Origin of the sequence: Pseudothauera nasutitermitis (genome assembly GCF_004801295.1) — a bacterium.
Taxonomy (GTDB): domain Bacteria; phylum Pseudomonadota; class Gammaproteobacteria; order Burkholderiales; family Rhodocyclaceae; genus Pseudothauera; species Pseudothauera nasutitermitis.
In genome coordinates this window covers 183,187-207,782 of record NZ_SSOC01000002.1, presented here as the reverse complement: position 1 = coordinate 207,782, position 24,596 = coordinate 183,187, and the positions used below count along the sequence as shown (strand labels likewise).

General features: G+C 68.3%; 24 protein-coding genes and 1 tRNA gene. 17 read left to right on the top strand and 8 right to left on the bottom strand.

Annotation, left to right across the window (positions count from 1 at the left end; genetic code table 11):
* Positions 1 to 145: 145 nt before the first annotated feature.
* The 4 genes from E6C76_RS05115 to E6C76_RS05100 all read left to right on the top strand — a co-directional run bounded on the left by E6C76_RS05115 (position 146) and on the right by E6C76_RS05100 (position 3,362).
* Positions 146 to 991, top strand: a complete 846-nt coding sequence (locus E6C76_RS05115; RefSeq protein ID WP_136347188.1) for a 23S rRNA (adenine(2030)-N(6))-methyltransferase RlmJ — start codon at positions 146 to 148, stop codon at positions 989 to 991.
* On the top strand, positions 988 to 1,344 hold the full coding sequence (locus tag E6C76_RS05110; protein WP_136347187.1) for a nucleotide pyrophosphohydrolase: 357 nt from the start codon (positions 988 to 990) through the stop codon (positions 1,342 to 1,344). Before E6C76_RS05115 ends, E6C76_RS05110 begins: the two co-directional genes overlap by 4 nt.
* Positions 1,345 to 1,425: 81 nt before the next feature.
* Positions 1,426 to 3,009, top strand: a complete 1,584-nt coding sequence (locus E6C76_RS05105; RefSeq protein WP_136347186.1) for an inorganic phosphate transporter — start codon at positions 1,426 to 1,428, stop codon at positions 3,007 to 3,009.
* 26 nt (positions 3,010 to 3,035) lie between these two features.
* A complete protein-coding gene (locus E6C76_RS05100) occupies positions 3,036 to 3,362 on the top strand; it encodes a DUF3301 domain-containing protein (RefSeq protein WP_136347185.1) in 327 nt (108 codons plus the stop codon).
* A gap of 17 nt (positions 3,363 to 3,379) precedes the next feature.
* Here E6C76_RS05100 and E6C76_RS05095 read toward each other — a convergent pair whose 3' ends face one another.
* Entirely contained in the window at positions 3,380 to 3,976 is a 597-nt protein-coding gene (locus tag E6C76_RS05095) for a hypothetical protein (protein ID WP_136347184.1), read from the bottom strand.
* 25 nt (positions 3,977 to 4,001) lie between these two features.
* Entirely contained in the window at positions 4,002 to 4,784 is a 783-nt protein-coding gene (fabI, locus tag E6C76_RS05090) for an enoyl-ACP reductase FabI (protein WP_136347183.1), read from the bottom strand.
* Positions 4,785 to 4,971: 187 nt separating this feature from the next.
* Here fabI and E6C76_RS05085 point away from each other — a divergent pair, with 187 nt between their 5' ends.
* Positions 4,972 to 5,469, top strand: coding sequence for an HAD domain-containing protein (locus tag E6C76_RS05085; RefSeq protein WP_136347182.1), 498 nt, complete (start codon positions 4,972 to 4,974; stop codon positions 5,467 to 5,469).
* A 5-nt stretch (positions 5,470 to 5,474) separates the two neighbouring features.
* Here E6C76_RS05085 and hpnE read toward each other — a convergent pair whose 3' ends face one another.
* The 3 genes from hpnE to hpnC are packed head-to-tail and all read right to left on the bottom strand — an operon-like array spanning position 5,475 to position 8,456.
* Positions 5,475 to 6,785 (bottom strand): hydroxysqualene dehydroxylase HpnE, encoded by a 1,311-nt coding sequence (gene hpnE / locus E6C76_RS05080; protein WP_136347181.1) that lies wholly within the window; start codon positions 6,783 to 6,785, stop codon positions 5,475 to 5,477.
* Between the two features lie 7 nt (positions 6,786 to 6,792).
* Positions 6,793 to 7,626 carry a presqualene diphosphate synthase HpnD gene (gene hpnD / locus E6C76_RS05075; RefSeq protein ID WP_136347180.1) on the bottom strand — a complete coding sequence of 278 codons (834 nt, stop codon included), beginning with the start codon at positions 7,624 to 7,626 and terminating at the stop codon, positions 6,793 to 6,795.
* Positions 7,623 to 8,456 (bottom strand): squalene synthase HpnC, encoded by an 834-nt coding sequence (gene hpnC / locus E6C76_RS05070; RefSeq protein ID WP_136347179.1) that lies wholly within the window; start codon positions 8,454 to 8,456, stop codon positions 7,623 to 7,625. Before hpnC ends, hpnD begins: the two co-directional genes overlap by 4 nt.
* Before the next feature lie 105 nt (positions 8,457 to 8,561).
* Here hpnC and E6C76_RS05065 point away from each other — a divergent pair, with 105 nt between their 5' ends.
* Genes E6C76_RS05065 through E6C76_RS05055 form a run of 3 tightly spaced genes read left to right on the top strand, consistent with a single transcriptional unit; the run spans position 8,562 to position 12,867 of the window.
* Positions 8,562 to 9,242, top strand: a complete 681-nt coding sequence (locus E6C76_RS05065) for an ABC transporter ATP-binding protein (protein WP_136347178.1) — start codon at positions 8,562 to 8,564, stop codon at positions 9,240 to 9,242.
* Entirely contained in the window at positions 9,239 to 11,746 is a 2,508-nt protein-coding gene (locus E6C76_RS05060) for an FtsX-like permease family protein (RefSeq protein ID WP_136347177.1), read from the top strand. Before E6C76_RS05065 ends, E6C76_RS05060 begins: the two co-directional genes overlap by 4 nt.
* Positions 11,746 to 12,867, top strand: coding sequence for a lipocalin-like domain-containing protein (locus tag E6C76_RS05055; RefSeq protein WP_211090118.1), 1,122 nt, complete (start codon positions 11,746 to 11,748; stop codon positions 12,865 to 12,867). The genes E6C76_RS05060 and E6C76_RS05055 overlap by 1 nt, the downstream gene beginning before the upstream one ends.
* Before the next feature lie 16 nt (positions 12,868 to 12,883).
* Here the strand turns inward: E6C76_RS05055 and E6C76_RS05050 are convergent.
* Positions 12,884 to 12,968: transfer RNA gene (locus E6C76_RS05050), tRNA-Leu, on the bottom strand.
* Positions 12,969 to 13,098: 130 nt separating this feature from the next.
* Between E6C76_RS05050 and E6C76_RS05045 the strand changes: the two genes are divergently transcribed.
* Complete coding sequence (locus E6C76_RS05045) at positions 13,099 to 13,614, top strand: TIGR00645 family protein (RefSeq protein ID WP_136347176.1); 516 nt, start codon at positions 13,099 to 13,101, stop codon at positions 13,612 to 13,614.
* A 37-nt stretch (positions 13,615 to 13,651) separates the two neighbouring features.
* On the opposite strand, the gene E6C76_RS05040 is transcribed toward E6C76_RS05045, so the two are convergent.
* Together E6C76_RS05040 and map are read right to left on the bottom strand one after the other, a co-directional pair.
* Positions 13,652 to 16,240 carry a [protein-PII] uridylyltransferase gene (locus tag E6C76_RS05040; RefSeq protein ID WP_136347175.1) on the bottom strand — a complete coding sequence of 863 codons (2,589 nt, stop codon included), beginning with the start codon at positions 16,238 to 16,240 and terminating at the stop codon, positions 13,652 to 13,654.
* A gap of 8 nt (positions 16,241 to 16,248) precedes the next feature.
* The gene (gene map, locus E6C76_RS05035; protein WP_136347174.1) at positions 16,249 to 17,067 is read right to left on the bottom strand and encodes a type I methionyl aminopeptidase; all 819 of its coding nucleotides are present in this window, start codon (positions 17,065 to 17,067) and stop codon (positions 16,249 to 16,251) included.
* Positions 17,068 to 17,360: 293 nt separating this feature from the next.
* Between map and rpsB the strand changes: the two genes are divergently transcribed.
* The 8 genes from rpsB to rseP all read left to right on the top strand — a co-directional run bounded on the left by rpsB (position 17,361) and on the right by rseP (position 24,591).
* Positions 17,361 to 18,119 (top strand): 30S ribosomal protein S2, encoded by a 759-nt coding sequence (rpsB, locus tag E6C76_RS05030; protein ID WP_136347173.1) that lies wholly within the window; start codon positions 17,361 to 17,363, stop codon positions 18,117 to 18,119.
* A gap of 79 nt (positions 18,120 to 18,198) precedes the next feature.
* Positions 18,199 to 19,092, top strand: coding sequence for a translation elongation factor Ts (gene tsf, locus E6C76_RS05025; RefSeq protein WP_136347172.1), 894 nt, complete (start codon positions 18,199 to 18,201; stop codon positions 19,090 to 19,092).
* A gap of 10 nt (positions 19,093 to 19,102) precedes the next feature.
* Entirely contained in the window at positions 19,103 to 19,819 is a 717-nt protein-coding gene (pyrH, locus tag E6C76_RS05020) for a UMP kinase (RefSeq protein WP_136347171.1), read from the top strand.
* Positions 19,820 to 19,829: 10 nt separating this feature from the next.
* A complete protein-coding gene (frr, locus tag E6C76_RS05015; protein WP_136347170.1) occupies positions 19,830 to 20,387 on the top strand; it encodes a ribosome recycling factor in 558 nt (185 codons plus the stop codon).
* 46 nt (positions 20,388 to 20,433) lie between these two features.
* Positions 20,434 to 21,216, top strand: a complete 783-nt coding sequence (gene uppS, locus E6C76_RS05010) for a polyprenyl diphosphate synthase (protein WP_168734245.1) — start codon at positions 20,434 to 20,436, stop codon at positions 21,214 to 21,216.
* Positions 21,209 to 22,036, top strand: coding sequence for a phosphatidate cytidylyltransferase (locus E6C76_RS05005; protein WP_136347169.1), 828 nt, complete (start codon positions 21,209 to 21,211; stop codon positions 22,034 to 22,036). The genes uppS and E6C76_RS05005 overlap by 8 nt, the downstream gene beginning before the upstream one ends.
* Positions 22,037 to 22,039: 3 nt before the next feature.
* Positions 22,040 to 23,230 carry a 1-deoxy-D-xylulose-5-phosphate reductoisomerase gene (ispC, locus tag E6C76_RS05000; RefSeq protein ID WP_136347168.1) on the top strand — a complete coding sequence of 397 codons (1,191 nt, stop codon included), beginning with the start codon at positions 22,040 to 22,042 and terminating at the stop codon, positions 23,228 to 23,230.
* Positions 23,227 to 24,591: an RIP metalloprotease RseP gene (gene rseP / locus E6C76_RS04995; protein ID WP_136347167.1), complete on the top strand. Its 1,365-nt coding sequence runs from the start codon at positions 23,227 to 23,229 to the stop codon at positions 24,589 to 24,591. The genes ispC and rseP overlap by 4 nt, the downstream gene beginning before the upstream one ends.
* Positions 24,592 to 24,596 lie beyond the last annotated feature (5 nt).

Here is a 24,596-nt window from a genome sequence, read left to right as displayed (position 1 = left end):
CCGGGCGTACCGGGAATATCCGGCCCGGCTCCGGGCGCAATGCCAAAAGACGTTGGTGCATCAAGCACTTCCGGGCGATCCGCAGCGCGGTGTTAACATCGCGCGCATCGTTTCCGTACCGCCCTTCGCCCGCAGGCACCTTTTCATGCTCAGTTACCGTCACGCCTTCCATGCCGGCAATCATGCCGATGTGCTCAAGCATTACCTGCTGATCGAGCTGCTCGACTACTTCAACCGCAAGGACAAGGCGTGGTGGTACATCGACACCCACGCGGGGGCGGGCTGCTACGCGCTGGAGAGCGAGCAGGCGGCGAAGACCGCCGAGCATGTGGGCGGCATCGACCGCCTGTGGGCGGCCGAGGATCTGCCGGAGGCACTGCGGCCCTATGTGGATGCGGTAGGCCAGTTCAACCCGCATGGACGGCTGAATTTCTACCCCGGTTCGCCGGCGCTGGCGATGACCCGGCTGCGCGAGCAGGACCGCATGCGCCTGTTCGAACTGCACCCGGCCGATGCCGAGTTGCTGCACCAGACCTTTGCCGGCGAGCAGGAGCGTGTGCTGATCCGCAAGGCGGATGGCTTTTCCGGCCTGCGTGGCCTGTTGCCGCCGCCCACCCGGCGCGCGGTGGTGCTGCTGGACCCGCCCTACGAGGTCAAGGAGGATTACCGCCGCGTTGTGGAGGTGCTGGGGCATGCGCTGCAGCGTTTTCCCACCGGCACCTTCGCGGTGTGGTATCCCATGCTGGCGTGTCCGGAAGCCCGCCAGTTACCGGAGCGGCTGGCCGCGCTGGGGGTGGAGAACTGGCTGGAGGTACGGCTGACGGTGCGCCGTCCGGCGCGCGACGGTTTCGGCATGTTCGGCAGCGGCATGTTCGTGGTCAATCCGCCCTGGGTGCTGCCCGAGCGTCTGGAGAACGTGCTGCCCTGGCTGGTGCACCGGCTGAGCGAGGACGACGGGGCGGGTTTCGATCTGGAGCATCGCATCGCATGAACACCGACGACAGCCTGACCGAACTGCGCGATGTGCTGCGCGCATTCGCCGCCGAGCGCCAATGGGAGGTTTTCCATACGCCGAAGAACCTGGCGATGGCGCTTTCCGGCGAGGCCGGCGAGGTCATCGAGCATTTCCAGTGGCTGACCGCCGAGCAGTCCGCCGCGCTGCCGGACGACACCCGCGAGGCGGTGGCGCTGGAACTGGCGGACGTGCTGCTCTACCTTGTCCGGCTGGCCGACGTGCTGGAAATCGATCTGGCCGGGGCGGCCCGCCGCAAGCTGGAAATCAACGCCCGGCGCTATCCCGTGGAGGCTGCCCGCGGCCGGGCGGACAAGTACGACCGGCTGTGAGCCGGCGGGGTCAATGTTACGTTTGGGTTAAAGATATATTTCTGAAACAATACGCGCTTTCGTGGAAACGGGCGTTGGCGCGTGGAACTTCAGCACATCAATCAAATCGAGCGGGCGACGGATCGCGGCCGCTCGGAACTGTTCAAACTCGGCGCCGGCCTGCTCTTCCTGGTCGGCGTCATGCTGTATGCCATGATGCGCGGCGACGGCCAGGTCAGCATGGTGGTGGTGATCGCGGCCATGCTGGGCGGCTACATGGCGATGAACATCGGCGCCAACGACGTGGCCAACAACGTCGGTCCGGCGGTGGGCTCCAAGGCGCTGACGCTGGGGGGCGCCCTGGCCATCGCGGCGATCTTCGAGATGGCCGGCGCGCTGATCGCCGGCGGCGAGGTCACCGGCACGATCCGCAGCGGCATCATCGATCCGGCAGGCATTCCGGACGCCAACACCATGGTCTGGTTGATGCTGGCGGCGCTGATGGCCGGTGCGCTGTGGCTGAACATCGCCACCGCCATCGGCGCACCGGTATCGACCACCCATTCCATCGTCGGCGCGGTGCTGGGCGCCGGCGTGGCGGCCAGCGGTTTCGACGTGGTGAACTGGCCGGTGATGAGCTCCATCGTCACCAGCTGGCTGGTTTCGCCGCTGCTCGGCGGCATCGTCGCCGCAGCCTTCCTGTATCTCATCAAGCGCAACATCACCTATCAGGCGGACATGGTCGCCGCGGCCCGCCGCATGGTGCCGCTGCTGGTGGCGATGATGGTCTGGGCCTTCGGCTCCTATCTGCTGCTGAAGGCCTTCGGGCGGATGTGGAAGGTGGGCTTCGGCGCCGCGCTGCTGATCGGCCTGGCGCTGGCGGTGGCTGCGTACTTCATCGTGCGTCCGCTGGTGGAGCGGCGTTCGCGCCAGTTGAGCAATTCGAAGGAAACGGTGAACCAGCTGCTCACCGCGCCGCTGATCTTCGCCGCTGCGCTGCTCAGCTTCGCGCACGGCTCCAACGACGTGTCCAACGCCGTGGGGCCGCTGGCGGCCATCGTCGATATCGTTTCCCACGGCGGTGTGCAGTCCAGCTCGACGGCGCCGGTGCCGTTCTGGGTGATGATGGTCGGCGCGCTGGGCATCGCGCTGGGGTTGGGGCTGTACGGCCCCAAGCTGATCCGCACGGTGGGCTCGGAAATCACCGAACTGGACCAGATGCGCGCCTACTGTATCGCCATGGCCGCCTCGGTCACCGTCATCGTCGCCAGCCAGTTCGGCCTGCCGGTGAGCTCCACGCACATCGCCGTGGGCGGGGTGTTCGGCGTGGGCTTCCTGCGCGAATACCTCAAGCGCAACTACGACCGCATGGTGGCGGAGATCAAGGCGCACCATCCGGAAGACAACCAGGAGGTGCTGGATGCCTTCCTGGCGCAATTCGCCAAGGCCTCGGTGGAGCGCAAGGGCGAGATGCTGCGCGAACTGAAGCGCAGGGCCAAGCTGCACGTGGTCGATCCGCTGCATCTGTCGAAGACCGAGCGCAAGGGCCTGCGCAAGGTCTACAAGCGCGAACTGGTGAAGCGCTCGCAACTGCTGCGCATCGCCGCCGCCTGGGTGGTCACCGTGCCGGTGTCGGCGCTGCTGGCCGCCATGCTGTTCTACATGATCCGCGGCATGATGATCTGACGCGCGTTGCGCGTATCATGCCGGCCATGTCCGGATTCGAACTCTCCGCATTGATCCTGCTCGGCGGCCTCGCGTGGTTCTGGCTCGCCAGCCTGAAAGCGCGCGAGGCCGCCATGCGCGGCGCGCGCGCGGCCTGCCAGCGCGAGGGCGTGCAATTGCTCGACGAGACGGTGGCCTGCCGTTCGCTGCGTCTGGACCGCGACGAGCAGGGGCGCGCGACCCTGGCGCGGGTGTATGACTTCGAGTATTCCGACAGCGGGGTGGACCGCCATCGCGGCTCGCTGATGCTGAACGGGCAGGAGGTGGTGATGCTGGATGTCAGCGCGCACCGCCGCGTGCACACCTTGCACTGAGCGCGCTGGCGCCGGGTTCAGGCGATGAACACCGGGTCGGAGAACACCAGCGTGCCGTCCTTGCGCATCATCAGGTTGTTGGTGTTGAGGATGTCCGGCAGCACCTGGTATTCCTCGACGAAGTCCGACAGCGCCTTGAGCGACTGCTTCATGCTCTCCGAGACGTCGAGCGGATTGACCGTGAGGTTGTGCAGGGCGATGCGCCCCATGTCCATGCCCAGCCGGCTCCACTGCTGGCACGAGGCCCAGTAGAACTCGATGAGCCGGGAGGCCAGCGCGGCGGCCTGGGTATCTTCCTGCAGCGGGTACAGGCGCTCCATCTCGATCAGATGGAAGGGGTAGCCGGAACTGGCGCGGCCGATGATGCCGTGATCGGCGTACACGATCGGGAAATGCGGGCCGCGCGGGCGGTCTTCGGCGGTGTACAGGAAATAGTCCGCCGGCGAGCTGATCACCTTGTAGACCCGCTCGCCATCGCCCTTGTCGAGCACGATGGAGTACTCGCCCCGGCCGATCTCCTGCTTGCCGTCGAGCAGCGGATGGGCCGGCACCGGGTCGGGGAGCGTCACGCATTCTCGTCCCAGCCTGGCGCGTGCCTCGGCAAGATCGATCATGCGTGAGCCCTCCGGACGGCCTGCTTCAGCCGACGATGTTGTAACCGGCGTCCACGAAGTGTACGCCGCCGCTGATGCGGCGGCCGGCATCGGAGACCAGGAAGGCGGTCAGCGCGCCGATGTCTTCCGGGGTCACCAGGCTGTGCAGCGGCGAGCGCTCCACGGCGGCGGCCATCAGCCCGTCGAAGCCGGCGATGCCGGAAGCCGCGCGGGTCATCAGCGGGCCGGGCGACACGGCATTCACGCGGATGTTCTTGCTGCCCAGTTCGGCGGCCAGATAGCGGGTGGCGGCTTCCAGCGCAGCCTTGCACAGGCCCATCACGCCGTAGTTGGGGATGACCTTTTCCGAGCCCAGATAGGTCATGGTGACCAGCGAACCGCCGCCGGCCTTTTCCAGCAGCGGCTCGGCGTACTTGGCCAGGCGCACGAAGGAGTGGGTGGAAACGTCCATGGCCAGGGCGAAGCCGTCGGCCGAGGTGTCGACCACGCGGCCGTGCAGGTCGTCGCGCTTGGCGAAGGCCATGCTGTGGATGGCGAAGTCGAGCTTGCCGTGGCGCTGCTCGATGTTGGCGAACACTTCCTGGATGGTCTCCGTGCGGGTCACATCCATCAGATACACGTCCTCGATGCCGAGGCGGTTGATGATCGGCTCGATGAAGGCGCGGGTCTTGTCGTTCTGGTAGGTGATGACCAGCTTGGCGCCGGCCTCGGCGCAGGCTTCGGCGACGCCGGTGGAGATGGATTTTTCGTTGGCGATGCCGGTGATCAGGCCGACCTTGCCTTCCAGGTTGATGATCGGGGACGACATATGAGGCTCCTGGTTGAGTGCATGTTCGTTGCAGTGCGGGATTTCAGCACGCGGACATTACAGCGAGAACACTACATCGTTCGATATGCAGTGAATCTGCTTTGCCGTTGGACGATTGCAGTATATTCTGCATCGCAGCATCTATGAACCATCCGGGCATGCACTGCAGCATGTTTTACACGCGGCGATGAGCAAATACAGCTACATTTTCATGGATTTCGACGGCGTCACCCATCCGTGGGGGGAGGTCGAGGACTTTCGCTGCCTGCCGGCCATCGAGGAGGTGGTGCGCGAGTTCGAGGAGGTGCGCATCGTCATCGCCTCGGACTGGCGCATGCTGTTCTCCATGTCCAAGCTGGTGGCGCGTTTCTCCGAGGACGTGCGCACGCGCGTGATCGGCGCCACGCCGCACATGATTCCCAAGAAGGGCGTGGAGCTGCACGGCCTGCGCGAGCGCGAGGCCATGCTCTGGCTGTCCCAGCACGAGGCTGACATCGCCACCTCGGCCTGGTGTGCGCTGGATGACGCACCGGGCAACTGGATGACCCGCTCGCGGCTGATCCTCACTGATTTCAAGCGCGGTTTCACCGAAGAGGATGCCGGCGCGCTGCGCCGCATGCTCACCGCGTTCCGCAGCGGCGCCCCGGAGATCCAGCCCCCCCCGCACGCGCTGCGCTGGGCCTGATTGCCTCAGTCGCCGTTCTGCTGCGCGTGGCGCAGTACGTGGGCGGCCGCGTCCACCCCGGAACGCACTGCGGATTCCAGCGTCGCCGGGTAGGGCGATTCCAGATAGTCCCCGGCCAGCCACAGACCGGCCAGCGGCGTGCGGTGCCCCGGACGCGTCAGACCCGGCCGGCAGGCGAAGGTGGCGCGTTTCTCGGTGATTGCCTGGCTCCACTGGGGTGTCGGCAGGCGTCGCCCCAGTTCGTCCTCCAATTGCTTGTGCACCGCCAGGATCAGTTCCTCGCGCGACAACTGTTCGTGCGCGCCGCGTGCGCTGATCACGCAGGCCAGCAGGCCGACGCGCCCGCCCAGGCGGCCGCGATCGAAGGCCCACTGCGCCGGGCCGCGGGACAAGCCGATCATGGCGTGCGGCAGGTGCACCGTGTCGCCCAGGGCGAGATACACGGTGACGATGGGTTCGGCCGGCAGGGTGTCGATCTGCGCTGCGAGCCGCACGCAATGGCCGGTAGAGGCGAGCAGGGCGCCGGCGTGGTGGGGCGCGGTGGCGATGACGACCTGGCGGTAGCCGGTGCTGGCCGGGTCCCCGGTCAGATAGAACAGCCCGCCCTCGCGGCGGATGCCCTCGACCGCCGTGCCGGTGCGCAGTTTGCCGCGCCGTACGGCGAGAAAACGCGCGGCGGGCACGGGGAAGAGTTCGGAGAGGTCGATGCGCGGGATCAGCAGTTCGCTGGCCGTGGCGTCGGCACCCAGGCTGTCGCGCAGCACATTGGCGAAGATCTGCGCGGAAGCCTCGGCCACCGGGGTGTTGAGCGCGGCGACGCACAGCGGCGCCCAGATCAGCCGGGTGGTGGCACTGGTCTGCCGGGTCAGCTGCAGCAGGGTGGATACGTTCAGCGTGGGTTCGACGCGCCAGGCACGCTTCTTCAGCCAGCGCATCAGGCGGATCACCGCCAGGCGGTCCGCCCAGCTCAGCCCGTGCGCGCGCAGCAGGCCCACGGCCAGGTGCAGCGGCGCGGGCAGGCGGACGGCCTGCAGGTGCAGGGCGCCGGGTACGTGCAGCAGCAGCGGCAGATGTTCCAGGGTCTTCGGCGAGACGCCGGTGGTGCGCAGCAGGCGGGTCAGTTCGGTGTACGCGCCGAGCAGGATGTGCTGGCCGTTGTCGAAGCGGTGGCCGTCCTTGGCGACCACGCGGGCGCGGCCGCCCAGGGTGTGCGAGCGCTCGAACACGGTGACCTGGATGCCGCGGCGGGCGAGCTCCACCGCGCAGGCCAGGCCCGCGTAGCCGGCTCCGATGATGGCGACGGGGTGCGCGTTCATCGGTTTCTCAAGCCTTGATCCAGGTGCGCCAGGCGATCCACAGCTTGCGCAGCGGCGTCAGCGAGGTGCGCCGGTCGAGCACCAGGAAGCCGTCGCGGGCGATCTCTTCGAGCAGCGCGCGATAGATGGCCGCCATCACCAGCCCGGGGCGCTGGCTCTTGCGATCGACCGCCGGCAACTGGGTGAAGGCCTGGGCGTAGTACTGGCGGGCGCGCTCCGCCTGGAATTCCATCAGCGCGCGGAAGTTGTCGCCGTGGCGGCCTTCGAGGATGTCGGCGGCCGGCACGTTGAAGCGCTGCAGATCCTCGATGGGCAGGTAGATACGCCCGCGCCGGGCGTCCTCGCCGACGTCGCGGATGATGTTGGTGAGCTGGAGGGCCATGCCGAGGTCGTGCGCGTACTTGAGCGTGGCGCGATCGCTGTAGCCGAAGATCTCGGCGGCCAGCAGGCCGACCACGCTGGCCACGCGGTAGCAGTAGAGCTGCAGGCCCTTGAAGTCGAGGTAGCGGGTCTGCTGCAGGTCCATCGCCATGCCGTCGATGATTTCCAGCAGTTGCTCGCGCGGCAGGTCGAAGTGCTGCAGCACGTCGCGCAGCGCGAGGCCGACCGGATGGGTGGGCTGGCCGTCGTAGATCCGGCCGACTTCCTGCCGCCACCAGTCGAGCTTGGTCTGCGCCAGCGACAGGTCGTGGCATTCGTCCACCACGTCGTCCACCTCGCGGCAGAAGGCGTACAGCGCGGTGATCGCCTGGCGGCGCCCGGTCGGCAGGAAGAGGAAGCTATAGTAGAAGCTGGAGCCGCTTTGCGCGGCCTTGTCCTGGCAGTAGGCGTGCGGATTCATGTATGCCTTTGGTAGTTCAGGGCGCGCCAGGCGAGCCGTAAGCCGTCGTTCTTGTGCAATCTGGGGCGGCGGGTGAATACGTCGTAGCCCACCGCTTCGATGCCTTCCAGGATGCGCAGGCCGCCCAGCACGATCAGGCGCAGCTCCCAGCCGATGCGCCCCGGCAGGCGGCGGGCGAGCGGGGCGCCCGCGCGCATCATGGCGCGCGCGCGTTGCACCTGGAAGTCCATCAACGCGCGCCAGGGCGCGTCCACCGTGCCGTGCCCGATGGCGGTTTCGGTGACGCCGAAGCGCGCCATTTCGTCTGCGGGCAGATAGATGCGCCCCTTGGCGCGGTCGACGCCCGCATCCTGCCAGAAGTTGATCAGTTGCAGCGCGCTGCAGATGCGGTCCGACTGCGCCAGCGCCTCGGCATCCTCCACGCGGTACAGGCGCAGCAGCAGACGGCCGACCGGGTTGGCCGAGCGGTGGCAATAGTCGGCGAGTTCGGCGAAATCGGCGTAGCGCTTCTTCACCACGTCCTGCGCGAAGGCGTCGAGCAGATCGTGGAACAGCCCCAAGGGCAGATCGAAGGCGCGCACGTTGCGCGCCAGGCGCTCGAACATCGGCGCCAGCGCGGCGACCGGACAGGGTTCGCCGGCGGCGATGGCCGCCAGCCCGGCGCGGTAGTCGTCCAGCCGCGCGAGGCGCTCGGCCGGCGCCGCGTCGCCTTCGTCGGCCACGTCGTCGGCGCCGCGCGCGAAGGCGTAGATGGCCTCCACCGGCTCGCGCAGGCGGGCGGGCAACAGCCAGGACGCGACGGGAAAGTTCTCGTAGTGGTCGACGGGCATGGAGGTGGGCGAAAAACGGCGGCCCGCTTGGAGGACGCGGGCCGCCCGGAGTATAAGCCAAAGCGTGCGCCGGCACTTTCCGGCCTGTGCGCGGGTCTGTCTGCCATGCTCGAAATCCGCCGTCTTGCCAAGCGCGCCACGCCAGATTCTCCCGTTCCGCTGTTCGAGGGCGTGGATCTCCACATCGCCGCCGGCGAATGCGTGGCCATCATCGGGGAGTCCGGCGTGGGCAAATCCACGCTGCTGAACTGTCTGGCCGGGCTGGAGCCGGTGGACGGCGGCAGCATCCGCCTGCAGGGGCAGGAACTGGCCGGGCTGGACGACGACGCCTTCGCCCGCCTGCGCCGCGCACGCTACGGCTTCGTGTTCCAGGCCTTCCACATCCTGCCGCATCTCACCCTGGCGCAGAACGTCGCGCTGCCCCTGTGGCTGCTCGGCGAGGCGGAAGAACCTGCTGGCGAGCGCGCCCGCGCGATGCTGGCGCGCGTGGGGCTGGGCGCGCGCGCCGACGACTGGCCGCGCAATCTCTCGGGCGGGGAGCTGCAGCGCGTGGCCATCGCCCGTGCGCTGGTGCATCGTCCGGCGGTGGTGCTGGCCGACGAACCCACCGGCAACCTCGACCCCGCGCATGCCGGCAGCGTCCTGGATCTGCTGCTGGAATCGATCCGCGCCGCAGGCGCGGCGGGCGTGCTGGTAACGCATTCGGCCGCCGCCGCCGCGCGTGCGGACCGGGTGCTGCGGCTGAGTGCCCACGGGCTGCATCCGCCGTCAGGAGAGGAGGCGTGAGCTTGCCGCTGCGCCGGCTGTTCGTCGCCGGCCTGCGCCGGCGGCCGCTCGGTGCATCGTTGTCGCTGCTGGCCATCGCCCTGGGGGTGGCGCTGGGGCTGGCGGTGCAGTTGATCCACGACGCGGCGCTGGACGAATTCGGGCGGGGCCTGCGCTTGCTGGCCGGCGAGGCCGACCTGCAGGTCGTCGGTCCGCGCGAGGGCTTCGACGACGCGCTGTACGCAGCGTTGGCCGTACGTCCGGAGGTCGCCGCGGCCAGTCCGGTGCTGGAGGTGCGCGCGCGCCTTCCCGGCCACGACGACAGCCTGCGCGTGCTGGGAGTGGATATCTTCCGCCTGCCGGCGGTGCAGCCGGCGCTGCTGCCGGTGCCCGCCGAGGGGGTCGGCCAGTTCGCCGCGCTGGAGCCGGACCGCATCTTCCTGAGCGCGGCGGCCGCCGCCGCGCTGGGGCTGGACATGGAGCAGCCGGCCCGCCTGCCGGTGCAGAGCGGCGTCACGGAGCACGTGCTGCGCGTTTCCGGCGGTGTGCCGGGGGCGGGCAGCGGGCAGGCCCTGGCGGTGATGGATCTCGCCGGTGCGCAGCGCCTGTTCGGCCACGTGGGACGCATCACCCGCATCGAACTGCGCCTGCACGCCGGCGTGGAGCGGGAGACGGCAAGGCGTGCGCTCGGCGCGCTGCTGCCGCCCGGCGTCGAGGTGCTGGCGCCCGAGTCGGCTGCCGCGCAGGCCGGCGGGGTGTCGCGGGCCTATCGGGTCAACCTGGGCATGCTGGCGGCCATCGCGTTGCTTACCGGGGTGTTCCTGGTGTTTTCCTCGCAGATGCTCGCGGTGGCCCGCCGCCGTCAGGAATTCGCCTTTCTGCGCGCGCTGGGGATGACGCGCGCCGAACTGCGCAGGGGATTGCTGGCAGAAGGCGCCGCGCTCGGACTGCTCGGCGGCATGGCCGGCGTGCTGCTCGGCCACGGCCTGGCGGCGCTGGCGTTCCGCCTGGTGGGCGGCGATCTGGGGGCGGGCTATTTCGACGGGGTGCGCCCGGTGCTGCGTTTCGAACCCTGGTTGGCCCTGGCCCACGGCGCGCTGGGCGTGGCTGCGGGGCTTGCGGGAAGCTGGATTCCGGCGCGCGATGCCGCGCGTCTGGTGCCCGCGCGCGCCCTGCGCGCGGCAGACGAGACGGCGCTGGAAGCGCATCCGCGCTGGGGCGCTTGTGCGTTCTGCGTCGTCGCGGCGGTGCTGTTGTGCGCCTTGCCGCCGGTGGGCGGCGTGCCGGTGGCCGGTTATGCGGCGGTGGCCTGCATCCTGGCCGCCGCGCTGTTCGCCTTGCCCGGCGTGGCCGCGCTGGCCGTGCGGCTGCCGGCGGGCAGCGGCGCGGTGCCGTGGCGGCTGGCGCGGGCACGGCTGGGCGCCGCGCCCGGCCAGATCGTCGTGGCGGTGGCGGGCGTGGTGGCCAGCGTGGCGCTGGCGGTGGCCATGGCGATCATGGTGGCGGCCTTCCGGGTCTCGCTGGATGACTGGCTGGCGCGCATGCTGCCGGCCGATCTGTACCTGCAGGCTTCGCCATCCGCGGCCAGCGGCTATCTGGACGACGAGGCGCTTGCGCGGGTGGCGGCCTTGCCCGGCATCGCGGCGCAGGCGCCCATCCGCGCACGCCAGCTCCGCCTGGCGCCGGGGCATGCGCCGGTCACGCTGCTCGCCCGGCCCATCTCTGCCGATGGCGACCTGCCCCTGGTGGCCGGGCGCATCGCCGCGGCGCGGCCGGGTGCCGACCCGCCGGTGTGGATCTCGGAGGCGGTGGCGGATCTGTTCGAATTGGATGTGGGCGACACCATTGATGTGCCGCTGGACGGCCGCTTGCTGCGTTTCGAGGTGGCCGGCATCTGGCGCGATTACGCCCGCCAGCATGGTGCGCTGGCGGTCGATCTGGAAACCTACCGGGCGCTCAGCGGCGACCGCCGGGTCAACGATCTGGCCATCCGCCTTGCCCCGCAGGCCGATGCCGCGCGCATCGCGGAGGCCTTGCTCGACCTGTTCGGCGAGCGCACGGTGCGCGTATCCAGCGCCGGGGAAATTCGCGCGCTCAGCCTGCGCATTTTCGACCGCAGTTTCATGGTGACCTATCTGATGGAGGCGGTGGCCGTGCTGATCGGCCTGGCCGGCATCGCCACCAGTTTCGCCGCGCTGGCCTCGGCGCGCCGGCGCGAGTTCGGCATGCTGCGCCATCTGGGTTTCACGCGTGCCGAGGTCGGCCGCCTGCTGGCACTGGAAGGCGCGTTGGGTGCCATGCTCGGCGTGGCACTGGGTATGCTGGCCGGGGGCGCGGTGGCCTGGGTGCTGGTGGAAGTGATCAACCGGCAGAGCTTCCACTGGAGCATGGATTTCCATGTGCCGGTGGGTGGGCTGGCGATCTTTGCCGCCGTGCTGATCGCGCTCGCCGCCGCTGCCGCGCGGCTGGCCGGGGCGCACGCGATGCGCACCGCGGCGGTACGCGCGGTGCGGGAGGATTGGTGATGCAGAAAGGCATGGAGGGGAGGTGCTTTGCCAGCCTGGTCTGCATGCTGCTGGCGCTTGCCGCCGGGCGGGCAGGGGCCGGCGACGATGTGGAGCCGGCCGGCTATCCACCGGTTCTGCCAGGTTATCAACTGGCGTTTCCACGGGATGGCGGGGCGCATCCGGACTTTCGCACCGAGTGGTGGTACGTGACCGGCTGGCTGGAAGACGCGGAAGGCGCGCAGCGTGGCTTCCAGATCACCTTTTTCCGCGTGCGTACGCGCATCGGCGAGGACAACCCGAGCCGCTTCGCGCCCACCCAGTTGATCCTCGCCCATGCGGCGGTGGCAGATCCGGCGCACGGCCGCCTGCTGGCCGCGGAACGCGCCGCGCGCGCCTTGTCGCCGTTGGCGGGTGTGGAGCAGGGGCGCACGCACGCCTGGGTGGATGGCTGGAGCTTGGCCTGGGGAGACGGTCACTACCGCGCGCAGGCTGCCGACGGGGCCTTCTCCTTCGATCTGCGCCTGCGGCCCGACGGCCCGCCGATGCTCAATGGCGAAGACGGCTTCAGCCGCAAGGATGCCGATCCTGCGCATGCCAGCCATTACTACAGCCGCCCGCAGCTGGTAGTGTCCGGCACGCTGGAAGTGGGCGGGCGGCGAGTGGAGGTCGCTGGCAGCGCATGGCTGGACCATGAATGGTCGAGCGGCCTGATGCCGCCAGGGGCGCACGGCTGGGACTGGATCGGTATCAATCTGCATGATGGCGGCGCGTTGATGGCCTTTCGCATGCGTGCTGAGGACGGCCGGCCGCTGTGGGCCGCCGGCACGCTGCGCGGGCAGGACGGAGCTGCGCAGGCGCTGGACGAGCAGGCCGTGCACTTCAGCCCGTCGCGCCACTGGCGTTCGCCGCGCACGGGGGCACGCTATCCGGTGGCCTGGCGCCTGGAAGTGACGGATGGGCGGGAGGGCCGTGCGCGGGCGTTCGAGATCGTCCCGCTGATGGACGACCAGGAACTCGACAGCCGGCGTTCGACCGGGGCGGTGTATTGGGAGGGGGCCGTGCGCCTGCTCGAGGGAGGCCGCGAGATCGGCCGGGGCTATCTGGAGATGACCGGCTACGCCGGGCGCCTGCGCATGTGAGCGCGCGCCGTGGCCGTGGTGCGAGGGAAGAGACTCGAACTCTCACGCCTTGCGGCGCTGGAACCTAAATCCAGTGCGTCTACCAATTCCGCCACCCTCGCACGGCGGGCGGATTATACACGGGCGCTAATGGGGCGGCCGGCCCGTGCGTGCGGCACGGCGCGGCGCTTGATCGCGCGAAACGCTTCCGCGCTACAATCCGCGCCCTCCGATCCTCCTGGACCCCATTCGATGAAGCAGTTTGAAAGATCCTTTGAGCATCTGCTGTTCTCCAGCCGCTGGCTGATGGCCCCGGTTTACCTCGGCCTGGTGCTGGCCATGGTGGTATTGCTGGTGAAGTTCGCCAAGGAAGTGCTGTACCTGTTGTCGCACATCCTCACCGCGAGCGGCGCGGAGATGATCATCGGCGTGCTGTCGCTGGTGGACATCGCGCTGATCATGAATCTGCTGATCATCATCATGTTCAGCGGCTACGAGAACTTCGTCTCCAAGATGGAGGATCTGCACAACCACCAGGATCGCCCGGACTGGATGGGCCACATCGGCTTCGCCGATCTGAAGATCAAGCTGATTGGTTCGATCGTGGCGATTTCCGGGATCGAACTGCTGAAGGGCTTTATGAACGTCGGCAATCTGGATGACCGCGAACTGGCGTGGATGATCGGCATCCATGTGACCTTCATCTTCTCCGGCCTGCTGTATGCGGTGATGGATCGCCTGCAGCGCGGCGGCGGCGACGGTCACTGAACCGTGCTGGAGGGCGCGCGCCGTCCGCGCGGCGTCCTCAGAGCTGCAGGCGGTCGAGCAGTTCGCGTTCAACCTGCAGCAGGCGGGAATCCTGCGACAGGCCGCCGCCGGTGAGCAGGAAGGTATCCTCCACGCGTTCGCCCAGCGTGGCGATCTTGGCGGTGTGCACGTCGATGCCGTGGCGCGCGAGCACTTCGGCAACCCCGTACAGCAGGCCGGGGCGGTCGGCCGCGGTGAGCGAGAGGATGTAGTGCCGTCCGGCGTCGTCGGCGCGGATGCTGACCTGCGGCGTCACCGGGAAATGCTTCACCTGGCGTGACAGGCGGCCGTCCGCCGGGCGCTGGATGGGCGCGTCGGCACGCGCCAGGTGGGCGGACAGTTCGTGTTCGATGAGCACCACGATGTCGCGGTAGCTGGCCGCATGCCCGCTGTCCTGCAGCATGAAGCTGTCCAGCGCGTAGCCGTGCCGCGTGGTGTGCACCTTGGCGTCCAGGATGCTGAAGCCCATGCGCCCGAAGAAGCCGGTGAGGCGGGCGAACAGGTCGGCCTTGTCGTGGGTGAACACCATCACCTGCACGCCGTCCTCGTCTTCCACCACGCGCGCCTTGACCACCGGTTCGGCCGAATCGCTGCGGTAGTAGAGCAGGCGGGTGTGCCAGGCGATTTCCTCGGCCGAGTGGCGCATGAAATACACCGCGTCGAGCTGTTCCCACAGGGCGTCCTCGATGCCTGGGCGCAGGCCGTGGAAGCGCAGCAGGCGGCGGGCGTCCTCCTGGCGGTCGTCGAGGCCCAGGGCCTGTTGCGGCGTGGCCCCGCGCAGCAGGCGCTGGGTGGCGAAGAACAGGTCTTCGAGCAGCTTGCCCTTCCAGCCGTTCCACACCTTCGGGCTGGTGCCGCGGATGTCCGCGTGGGTGAGCAGGTAGAGCGCGACGAGCCGGCGCTCGTCGCCCACGGTGGCGGCGAAGCGGCGCACCACCTCGGGGTCGGAGGTGTCCTCCTTCTGCGCGACCTGGCTCATGGTGAGATGGTGCTCGACCAGCCAGACTACCAGATCGGCGTCCTGCGGCGCGAGTTCGTGCTGCTCGCAGAACTCGCGTGCATCCTCCATGCCCAGCTTGGAGTGGTCGCCGCCGCGCCCCTTGGCGATGTCGTGGAACAGCGCGGCCACGTACAGCAGCCAGTGGCGCTCGAAGCCGAGGATCAGCCGGGTCATCAGCGGATACTCGTGGGCGTGCTCGCCCATGGTGAAGCGGCGCACGTTGCGCAGCACCATGAGGATGTGCTGGTCCACGGTGTAGACGTGGAACAGGTCGTGCTGCATCTGTCCGACGATGCGCCGCCAGGCGGGCAGGTAGTGGCCGAGGATGCCGTACTGGTTCATCCGCCGGATCTCGTGCACGATGCCGCGGCGCTGCTGGAGGATTTCCAGGAACAGCGCGCGGTTGGCCGGATTGGCGCGGAACGCGGCGTTGATGCGCTTGCGCGCCAGCCACAGCGCGCGCAGCGTGCGCGCGCTCATGCCTTTCAGTTCGGAACGCTGCTGGAGCAGCAGGAAGCATTCGAGCAGCGCCGAGGGATGCTGCTCGAAAACCTGGTCGTGGCGGATGTCGAGCAGTTCGCGCACGGCCTGGAAGCGCGGGTTGATGACGATGGCCGGGCCGTTGCGGTCGGGGAAGATCTCCGTGCCGTAGTTCTGCAGCAGGATGGTGTTGAGCTGGGTGACCTTCTTGGCGTTCAGGTAGTAGCGCTGCATCAGCGCCTCGGAGGCGCGCCGCGCGGCGGTGGGCTCGATGCCCACGATGCGCGCGAGCTTTTCCTGGTGGTCGAACAGCAGGCGGTCCTCGGCGCGGCCGGTGAGGTAGTGCAGGCGGATGCGCAGATGCTGGAGGAAGCGTTCCACGCTGCGCAGTTCGCTGGCCTCCTCGCCGGTGAGCAGGCGCCGCCGCGCGAGTTCGCGCCAGTTGCGTCCGAGTCCGGCCGCGCGCGCGATCCAGCCGAGCATCTGCAGGTCGCGCAGGCCGCCCGGGCTTTCCTTGCAGTTGGGCTCCAGGCTGTACGGCGTGTCGTTGTAGCGCGCGTAGCGCTGTTCCTGCTCGAGCTGCTTGGCCTTGTAGAACGCGCGCACGTCGAGCTGCTCGTGGTAGCGCGTGGAGAAGTCTTCGTACAGCGCGGCATTGCCGGTGAGCAGGCGGGCTTCGAGCAGATTGGTCTGCACGGTGACATCCTGCGCGGCGGCTTCCAGGCATTCGTCCGGCGTGCGCACGCTGTGGCCGATTTCCAGCCCCACGTCCCACAGCGCGCCGACCAGCGTGGACAGGCGCGCCTGCAGGGCCTCGTCGGCGGGCGAGGGCAGCAGGACCAGCAGGTCCACGTCGGAACACGGGAACAACTCGCCGCGTCCGTAACCGCCGACGGCCACCAGGGCGGCCTCCTCGGGCATCGCGCAGATTCGCCACAGTTGCAGGATGGCCTCGTCCACCAGCCGCGCACGGCCCTTGAGCATGACGGCGGTGCGCGGGTGGGCTTCATAGGCGGCCCGCAGCGCGGCGGATTCGGCGCTGAGCCGCGCACGGGTATCGGCGACGGCCCGGCGCAGGCGTTCGGGGGCGATGTCCGGATGGTCCATCCGCTCGTTCAGGCGGGCAGCAGGTGTGCGGCGAAGGCCGGCGGGGGCGGGCAGTCCGCCGACAGGGTGAGGATTTCCACGCCGCCGTCGGTGACCAGCACCGTGTGCTCCCACTGGGCGGACAGGCTGCGGTCCTTGGTGATGATGGTCCAGCCGTCGGGCATCTCGGAGATCGCCGCCTTGCCGGCGTTGATCATCGGCTCGATGGTGAAGATCATGCCGGCCTGCAGTTCCACGCCGGTGCCCGGCTTGCCGTAGTGCAGCACCTGCGGCTCCTCGTGGAATTTCTGGCCGATGCCGTGGCCGCAGAATTCGCGCACCACGGAAAAGCCGTTGCCTTCGGCGTGCTTCTGGATGATCGCGCCGATGTCGCCCAGGCGGGCGCCGGGGCGCACCACGGAAATGCCCAGCCACATGCACTCGAAGGTGATCTGGCACAGGCGCTTGGCGAGGATGGGGCCGTCGCCGCCGACGATGAACATGCGGCTGGTGTCGCCGTGGTAGCCGTCCTTGATGACGGTGATGTCCAGATTGACGATATCGCCCTTCTTCAGCGCCTTCTCGCCGGGAATGCCGTGGCAGACCTGATGATTGACCGAGGTGCAGGTGGCCTTGGGATAAGGGGTGTAGCCCGGCGGGGCGTAGTTGAGCGGTGCCGGGATGGTGCCTTGCACGTTGACCATGTAGTCGTGGCACAGGCGGTCGATTTCGCCGGTGGTCACGCCGGGCTTGAAGAAGGGCGCGGCGTAATCGAGCACTTCGGCCGCCAGGCGGCAGGCCACGCGCATCTTCTCGATGTCTTCGGGAGTCTTCAGGATGATGCTCATCTGATCGGGGAGGTGGGGTCGTTCCAAAGGTTGAAGGCTAGCGCATGCGCCCGCCCCGGGCAAATCCGTCACACTCCGTGGCTTGAGCGGGGTCATGAACAAGTGCTATGATCCTCGGCTTGTCTGTCGATGGTCGGCAGGCAAAATCCACACGCCCGGCAGCGTACCGCGAGGGTCCGTCTGCCAGCTGCACGCGCTGTCCAAGCGCATGCCGGCGACGGTTCGGGCCGCGAACCCCTTGTGTTCTCGGCCGTGCCGGGCGGAGGTTCAACCCTTCGATTCGGAGTTTCACCATGACTGTCACGATGCGTCAGATGCTCGAAGCGGGCGTCCACTTCGGCCACCAGACCCGTTTCTGGAACCCGCGCATGGCCCCCTACATCTTCGGCCAGCGCAACAAGATCCACATCGTCAACCTCGAAAAGACCATGGGCAAGTATCTCGAAGCCATGGCTTTCGTGCGCAAGCTGGCCGCCAACCGCGGCACCATCCTGTTCGTCGGCACCAAGCGCCAGGCCCGCGAGATCGTCGCCGAGGAAGCCCGCCGCGCCGGCATGCCCTACGTCGATGAGCGCTGGTTGGGCGGCATGCTGACCAACTTCAAGACGGTCAAGCAGTCCATCAAGCGCCTGAAGGAAATGGAAGCCATGATCGAGGACGGCTCCATCGAGCGCCTGTCCAAGAAGGAAGCGCTGCTGGCCTCCCGCGAGCTGGAAAAGCTGCAGAAGTCGATCGGCGGCATCAAGGACATGGGCGGCCTGCCGGACGCGCTGTTCGTCATCGACGTCGGCTACCACAAGATCGCCGTCACCGAAGCCCAGAAGCTGGGTATTCCGGTGGTCGCCGTGGTCGATACCAACCACTCGCCGGAAGGCATCGACTACATCATCCCGGGCAATGACGACTCCTCCCGCGCCATCCGCCTGTACGCCCGTGGCGTGGCCGACGCGGTGCTGGAAGGCCGCAGTCAGTCGCTGCAGGAAGTCGTGGCTGCCGGCTCCGACGAATTCGTCGAAGTGCAGGAAGAGGCCAGCGCAGGCGAACAGGCCTGAGCGCCACGCCGCGCCAACGTATCCCACACCCCGCCGCCCTGGCGGGGTGTTCGTCTTAAACGGAATCTCAGGAGTTAGCATGGCGGAAATCACCGCAAGCATGGTCAAGGAACTGCGCGAGAAGACCGATGCGCCGATGATGGAATGCAAGAAGGCGCTGACCGAGGCCGCCGGCGATCTGGCCAAGGCCGAGGAAATCCTGCGCGTCAAGCTGGGCAACAAGGCCTCCAAGGCCGCCGCCCGCGTGGCCGCCGAAGGCATCGTCGCGGTCAGCGTGTCGGCCGACGGCAAGCTGGGCGCGATCATCGAAGTCAACTGCGAAACCGACTTCGTCGCCAAGAACGACGACTTCCTCGCCCTGGTCAAGGGTGCCGCCGATCTGGTCGTCAGCCACAACCCCGCCGATGTCGCCGCGCTGTCCGCGCTGCCCTTCGGCGAAGGCACCATCGAATCCACCCGCGCCGCGCTGGTCGGCAAGATCGGCGAGAACATGTCGCTGCGCCGCTTCAACCGCGTCGAGGCCAAGGGCCAGCTGTACACCTACATCCACGGCGGCGCCAAGGTCGGCGTGCTGCTGGATCTGGTGGGCGGCGACGAGCAACTGGGCAAGGACATCGCGATGCACATCGCCGCGTCCAAGCCGAAGGCGCTGGACGCTTCCGGCGTGTCCCAGGAACTGATCGACACCGAGCGCCGCGTCGCCATCGAGAAGGCCCGCGCCGACAACAAGCCGGAAGCCATGCTCGACAAGATCGCCGACGGTACCGTGCAGAAGTTCCTCAAGGAAGTCACCCTGCTGGCCCAGGTGTTCGTCAAGGCCGAGGACGGCAAGCAGACCATCGAACAGCTGCTGAAGGCCAAGGGCGCTTCCGTGGCCGGCTTCTCGCTGTACCTGGTGGGCGAGGGCATCGAGAAGAAAGTGACCGACTTCGCCGCCGAAGTGGCCGCCCAGGCCGCCGCTGCGCAGAAGTAAGAGGTCCGTCATGAGTGCCGCCGCCTACAAGCGCATCCTGCTGAAGCTCTCCGGCGAAGCCCTGATGGGCGACGACGCCTACGGCATCAACGAGGACGTCGTCAGCCGCATCGTCGCCGAGATCGGCGACGTGGTCCGCCTGGGTGTCCAGGTGGGCGTGGTGATCGGCGGCGGCAACATCTTCCGCGGCATGAGCGGCGCGGCCAGTGGCATGGACCGCGCCACCGCGGACTACATGGGCATGCTGGCCACGGTGATGAACGCCATGGCGCTGGCCGACGCGATGCGCCGCGCCGACGTCGAGGCCCGCGTGCAGTCCGCGCTGCGCATCGACCAGGTGGTCGAACCCTACATCCGCGGGCGCGCCATCCGCCATCTGGAGGAAGGGCGCGTGGTGATCTTCGCCGCCGGTACCGGCAACCCGTTCTTCACCACCGATACCGCGGCCGCGCTGCGCGGCTCGGAAATCGGCGCGCAGATCGTGCTGAAGGCCACCAAGGTGGATGGCGTGTATACCGCCGACCCCAAGAAGGACCCGGCCGCCCAGCGCTATCACCGCATCAGTTTCGACGAGGCCATCGGCCGCAATCTGGCAGTGATGGACGCCACCGCCTTCGCGCTGTGCCGCGACCAGAAACTGCCCATCAACGTGTTCTCGATCTTCAAGCCCGGCGCGCTGCGGCGCGTGGTGATGGGTGAGGACGAAGGCACGTTGGTCCATTCCTGAGGATTCGCGCATGATCCCCGAACTCAAGAACACGACCGAGCAGAAGATGCACAAGTCGATCGACGCGCTCAAGGCCGATCTGGCCAAGGTGCGCACCGGCCGCGCGCACGCCGGCCTGCTCGATCACGTCATGGTGGAATACTACGGCTCCATGGTGCCGGTGAATCAGGTGGCCAACGTCACCCTGATCGACGCGCGCACCATCGGCGTGCAGCCGTGGGAAAAGAACATGGTCTCCAAGGTCGAGAAGGCCATCCGCGACTGCGACCTGGGGCTCAACCCGGCCGCCCAGGGCGAATTGATCCGCGTGCCCATGCCGGCGCTCACCGAGGAGCGCCGCCGCGACCTGACCAAGGTGGTGCGCCACGAAGGCGAAACCGCCAAGGTGGCCGTGCGCAACCTGCGCCGCGATGCCAATCAGCAGCTCAAGGACGCCGTCAAGGACAAGCTGATCAGCGAGGACGAGGAGCGCCGCGCCGAGGACGACATCCAGAAGCTCACCGACCGTTCCGTGGCCGAGATCGACAAGCTGGTCGCGCAGAAGGAACAGGAACTGATGCAGATCTGATCCGCTTTCCGGATCGTTCTGCTTCCGCTTCCCGGTACGGCCGTCCATGGCGGGTTCCTCCTTCACCAGCTCCACCCGGGTCATCCCGGAGGTGTCGGCCGTGCCGCGCCACATCGCCATCATCATGGACGGCAACGGGCGCTGGGCGCGCAAGCGCCTGATGCCGCGCGTGGCCGGCCACACCCGTGGCGTCGAGGCGGTACGCGGGCTGATCCGCGCCTGCGTGCAGCGCGGCGTCGGCCATCTCACCCTGTTCGCCTTCAGTTCCGAGAACTGGCGGCGCCCGGCCGACGAAGTGTCCTTCCTGATGCAGCTGTTCATGCGTTCGCTGCAGAAGGAGGTCAAGCGCCTGCACGAGAACGGCATCCGCTTCCGGGTCATCGGTGACCTGTCGCGCTTCGAACCGGGTCTGGTCGAACTGGTGCGCAACGCCGAGGCGCTCACCGCCGGCAACGACCGCCTGACGCTGACCGTGGCCGCCAATTACGGCGGGCGCTGGGACATCCTGCAGGCGGTCAACCGCCTGGTGCGCAAGCATCCGCAGCGCCAGGACGAGTTCACCGAGGAAGAACTGGCGGCCGAGCTGTCGATGAACTTCGCCCCGGAGCCGGACCTGTTCATCCGCACCGGCGGCGAGCAGCGCGTGAGCAACTTCCTGCTCTGGCAACTGGCCTACGCCGAACTGTATTTCACCGATACCCTGTGGCCCGACTTCGACGATGCCGCGCTGGATGCGGCGATCGCCTCCTACCGTGCGCGCGAACGGCGTTTCGGGCGTACCAGCGAGCAACTGCGCGAGAGCGGGCAGGGGGGTGACGGCCATGCTTAAGACGCGCGTCATCACCGCCGTAGTGCTGCTCGCCGGCCTGCTCGGCGCCATCTTCCTGCTGCCTGCCATCGGCTGGCTGGCCTTGTGCGCGCTGGTGTGCGCCGCAGCCGGATGGGAGTGGGGCGCATTGACGCGCATGGCCACACCCGTGCGCGTAACGTTTGCCGCGTTGCTGGGCGCCGCCTGCCTGCTGATCGGCCTGTACGCCGGGCTTGCCCGGCCCGACGGTGCGCCGGGTGCCGTGCTGCTGCCCGTCTATCTGCTGAGTGCGTTGTTCTGGTTGGCCGTGGTGCCGTTCTGGCTGCGGCACAAGTGGCCGGTGCCGGGGCTGGCGAGCGCCATCCTGGTCGGCCTCGTGGTGCTGCTGCCGCCGGCGCTCGCGCTCGCCCACCTGCGCCAGTTCGGCGCCTGGCTGTTGCTGGCGGCGATGGCGATCTGCTGGATTGCCGACATCGCCGCGTATTTCACCGGGCGCGCTTTCGGCCGCCGCAAGCTGGCCCCGGCCATCAGTCCGGGGAAGTCCTGGGAAGGCGTCTACGGCGCGCTGCTGGGCGTGGTGGTATACGGCCTGCTGGTGAATGGATTGGCGCAGGGGCCGTTTTCCGGCGCCGCCGGGCTGCTGGCGCTGAGCGCCGCGTTGATCGTGCTGACTGCGGTGAGCGTCATGGGCGATCTGTTCGAATCGCTGCTCAAGCGCCAGGTCGGCCTGAAGGACAGCGGTTCGCTGCTGCCCGGGCATGGCGGCATTCTCGACCGCATCGACAGCATCACTTCCACCTTGCCGCTGATTGGTCTGGCGGCCCTCTGGTTCGCCCGCTGACTCATGACCCCCAGCAGACAGCGCATCACCGTGCTTGGCGCCACCGGCTCCATCGGCGTGTCCACGCTCGACGTGGTGGCCCGCCACCCGCAACACTTCGAAGTTTTCGCGCTCAGCGCGCACCGCAATATCGACCTCCTGTTCGAGCAATGCATGCGCTTCGCACCGCGTTTCGCCGCGCTGGAACTGCCCGCGGCGGCGGCCGAGCTGCGCACGCGGCTGGCGGATGCCGGCAGCCGGACCGAGGTGCTGGAAGGCCCCCAAGCGCTGATCGACGTGGCCGCCGCGCCGGAAACCGACACGGTGATGGCCGCCATCGTCGGTGCCGCCGGTCTGCCGCCGACCCTTGCCGCCGCGCAGGCGGGCAAGCGCATCCTGCTCGCCAACAAGGAAGCCCTGGTGCTCTCCGGCGCCTTGTTCATGGACGCGGTGCGCGCCAGTGGCGCCGTGCTGCTGCCCATCGACAGTGAGCACAATGCGGTCTTCCAGGCCTTGCCGGAGCGCTTCGAACGCAATCCGGCGGCCAGTGGCGTGCGGCGCATCCTGTTGACTGCCTCCGGCGGGCCGTTCCGCGACACGGCGCCGGCCGAACTGGAAGCGGTGACCCCGGAGCAGGCCTGCGCGCATCCCAACTGGGTGATGGGCCGCAAGATCTCTGTCGATTCCGCGACCATGATGAACAAGGGCCTCGAAGTCATCGAGGCGCATTGGCTGTTCGGCGCGCCGGCCGAACAGATCGAGGTGGTGGTGCATCCGCAGAGCGTCATCCACTCGATGGTCGAGTACGTGGACGGCTCGGTGCTCGCCCAGCTCGGCAACCCGGACATGCGCACGCCGATCGCCCACGCGCTGGGCTGGCCGGCGCGCATCGAGGCCGGCGTGCGTTCCCTGGATCTGTTCGAGATCGCCAGGCTGACTTTCGAGCGTCCGGATTTCGAGCGCTTTCCCTGCCTGGCGCTGGCCTATCAGGCATTGCGCGAGGGCGGGGCGGCCCCGGCGGTGCTCAATGCCGCCAATGAAGAGGCGGTGGCCGCCTTCCTCGACCGGCGGCTGGGTTTCCGGCGCATCGCGGAGGTGATCGCCGCCACGCTGGAACGCGTGCGCGCGCTGCCGGTCGACTCCCTCGACGCCATCCTCGCCGCCGACGGGCGCGCGCGCCAGGTCGCGCGAGAGGAAATCCGGAACCGCTCATGAACCTGTTCGACTATCTGATCCCTTTCGTCGCGGCACTCGGTCTGCTGATCCTGATCCACGAACTGGGCCATTACCTCGTGGCACGCTGGTGCGGCGTCAAGGTACTGCGCTTTTCCATCGGCTTCGGCAAGCCGCTGGTGGCCTGGCGGGCCGGCAGGGACCGCACCGAATGGGCGCTGGCCGCGTTCCCGCTCGGCGGCTACGTGAAAATGCTCGATGAGCGCGAGGGCGAGGTGCCGGCGGACGAGCTCCACCGCGCCTTCAACCGCCAGTCGGTCTATCGTCGCTTCGCCATCGTGGCGGCTGGCCCGCTGGCCAATTTCCTGCTTGCCATCGTGGTCTATTGGGCGCTGTTCGTCGGTGGCGTGGAAGAGCTGCGCCCGCGCCTTGCACTGATGGACGGCCCGAGCATCGCGGCCAGTGCGGGAGTGCAGGACGGCGATCTGGTGACCGCGGTCGACGGGCAGTCCGTACGCAGCTGGCAGGATTTGCGCTGGGCGCTGCTGCGCCATGCGCTGGACGCGCGCCAGGTGCATCTCCAGGTGCGCACTGCCGAAGGCGTGGAGGCCACACGCACGCTCGATCTCGCAGGCGTCGCCATCGAAGCGGATGAGGATCTGGTGGTGCGCATCGGCCTGCTGCCCTGGCGTCCGCTCATCGATCCGGTAATCGGCCAGTTGATGCCCGGCGGGGCGGCCGAGCGCGCGGGGCTGCGCGAAGGCGACCGTTTCATCCTGCTCGGCGGCGAGCCCCTGGATTCCTGGACGGAACTGGTGTCGCGCGTGCGCGAATCCGCCGGCGAGGCGCTGCCGGCCGTGGTCGAGCGCGCCGGGCAGGAAATCGCGGTGACGCTGCTGCCCGAGGTCGCCACCGAGAGTGGCGAGCGGGTGGGGCGCATCGGCGTTGCCGTGGCCCGTCCGGCGGAAGGCGAGCGCGACGCGCTGTTCGCGGTGGTGCGCTACGGACCGTTCGACGGTCTGGGCAAGGCAGTGCGCCAGACCTGGGAAACCAGTGTGCTCAGCCTGCGCATGATCGGCCGCATGATCACCGGCGACGTGTCGTGGAAGAACCTCTCCGGGCCGGTCACCATCGCCGACTACGCCGGGCAGACGGCACAGCTCGGGTGGTCCCACTACCTGCGCTTCGTAGCCCTGATCAGCATCAGCCTGGGCGTGCTGAACCTGCTGCCGATCCCCGTTCTGGACGGGGGGCATTTGATGTACTATACGATCGAAATTTTAAAGGGCGGCCCCGTTCCCGAACGCGTGATGGAAATTGGACAGCAGGTCGGCCTGGTCCTTCTCGCCATGCTCATGGCGTTCGCCTTTTATAACGACATCTCCCGTCTTGTTTCCGGCTGATACCT

Coding starts and splice junctions, on each gene's coding strand:
- uppS (WP_168734245.1), top strand. CDS start 20,434: ATGGCGGGTTCCTCCTTCACCAGCTCCACCCGGGTCATCCCGGAGGTG.
- E6C76_RS05100 (WP_136347185.1), top strand. CDS start 3,036: ATGTCCGGATTCGAACTCTCCGCATTGATCCTGCTCGGCGGCCTCGCG.
- E6C76_RS05110 (WP_136347187.1), top strand. CDS start 988: ATGAACACCGACGACAGCCTGACCGAACTGCGCGATGTGCTGCGCGCA.
- rpsB (WP_136347173.1), top strand. CDS start 17,361: ATGACTGTCACGATGCGTCAGATGCTCGAAGCGGGCGTCCACTTCGGC.
- hpnC (WP_136347179.1), bottom strand. CDS start 8,456: ATGCCCGTCGACCACTACGAGAACTTTCCCGTCGCGTCCTGGCTGTTG.
- E6C76_RS05065 (WP_136347178.1), top strand. CDS start 8,562: ATGCTCGAAATCCGCCGTCTTGCCAAGCGCGCCACGCCAGATTCTCCC.
- rseP (WP_136347167.1), top strand. CDS start 23,227: ATGAACCTGTTCGACTATCTGATCCCTTTCGTCGCGGCACTCGGTCTG.
- pyrH (WP_136347171.1), top strand. CDS start 19,103: ATGAGTGCCGCCGCCTACAAGCGCATCCTGCTGAAGCTCTCCGGCGAA.
- hpnD (WP_136347180.1), bottom strand. CDS start 7,626: ATGAATCCGCACGCCTACTGCCAGGACAAGGCCGCGCAAAGCGGCTCC.
- E6C76_RS05040 (WP_136347175.1), bottom strand. CDS start 16,240: ATGGACCATCCGGACATCGCCCCCGAACGCCTGCGCCGGGCCGTCGCC.
- E6C76_RS05005 (WP_136347169.1), top strand. CDS start 21,209: ATGCTTAAGACGCGCGTCATCACCGCCGTAGTGCTGCTCGCCGGCCTG.
- ispC (WP_136347168.1), top strand. CDS start 22,040: ATGACCCCCAGCAGACAGCGCATCACCGTGCTTGGCGCCACCGGCTCC.
- tsf (WP_136347172.1), top strand. CDS start 18,199: ATGGCGGAAATCACCGCAAGCATGGTCAAGGAACTGCGCGAGAAGACC.
- E6C76_RS05055 (WP_211090118.1), top strand. CDS start 11,746: ATGCAGAAAGGCATGGAGGGGAGGTGCTTTGCCAGCCTGGTCTGCATG.
- hpnE (WP_136347181.1), bottom strand. CDS start 6,785: ATGAACGCGCACCCCGTCGCCATCATCGGAGCCGGCTACGCGGGCCTG.
- map (WP_136347174.1), bottom strand. CDS start 17,067: ATGAGCATCATCCTGAAGACTCCCGAAGACATCGAGAAGATGCGCGTG.
- fabI (WP_136347183.1), bottom strand. CDS start 4,784: ATGTCGTCCCCGATCATCAACCTGGAAGGCAAGGTCGGCCTGATCACC.
- E6C76_RS05095 (WP_136347184.1), bottom strand. CDS start 3,976: ATGATCGATCTTGCCGAGGCACGCGCCAGGCTGGGACGAGAATGCGTG.
- E6C76_RS05115 (WP_136347188.1), top strand. CDS start 146: ATGCTCAGTTACCGTCACGCCTTCCATGCCGGCAATCATGCCGATGTG.
- frr (WP_136347170.1), top strand. CDS start 19,830: ATGATCCCCGAACTCAAGAACACGACCGAGCAGAAGATGCACAAGTCG.
- E6C76_RS05085 (WP_136347182.1), top strand. CDS start 4,972: ATGAGCAAATACAGCTACATTTTCATGGATTTCGACGGCGTCACCCAT.
- E6C76_RS05045 (WP_136347176.1), top strand. CDS start 13,099: ATGAAGCAGTTTGAAAGATCCTTTGAGCATCTGCTGTTCTCCAGCCGC.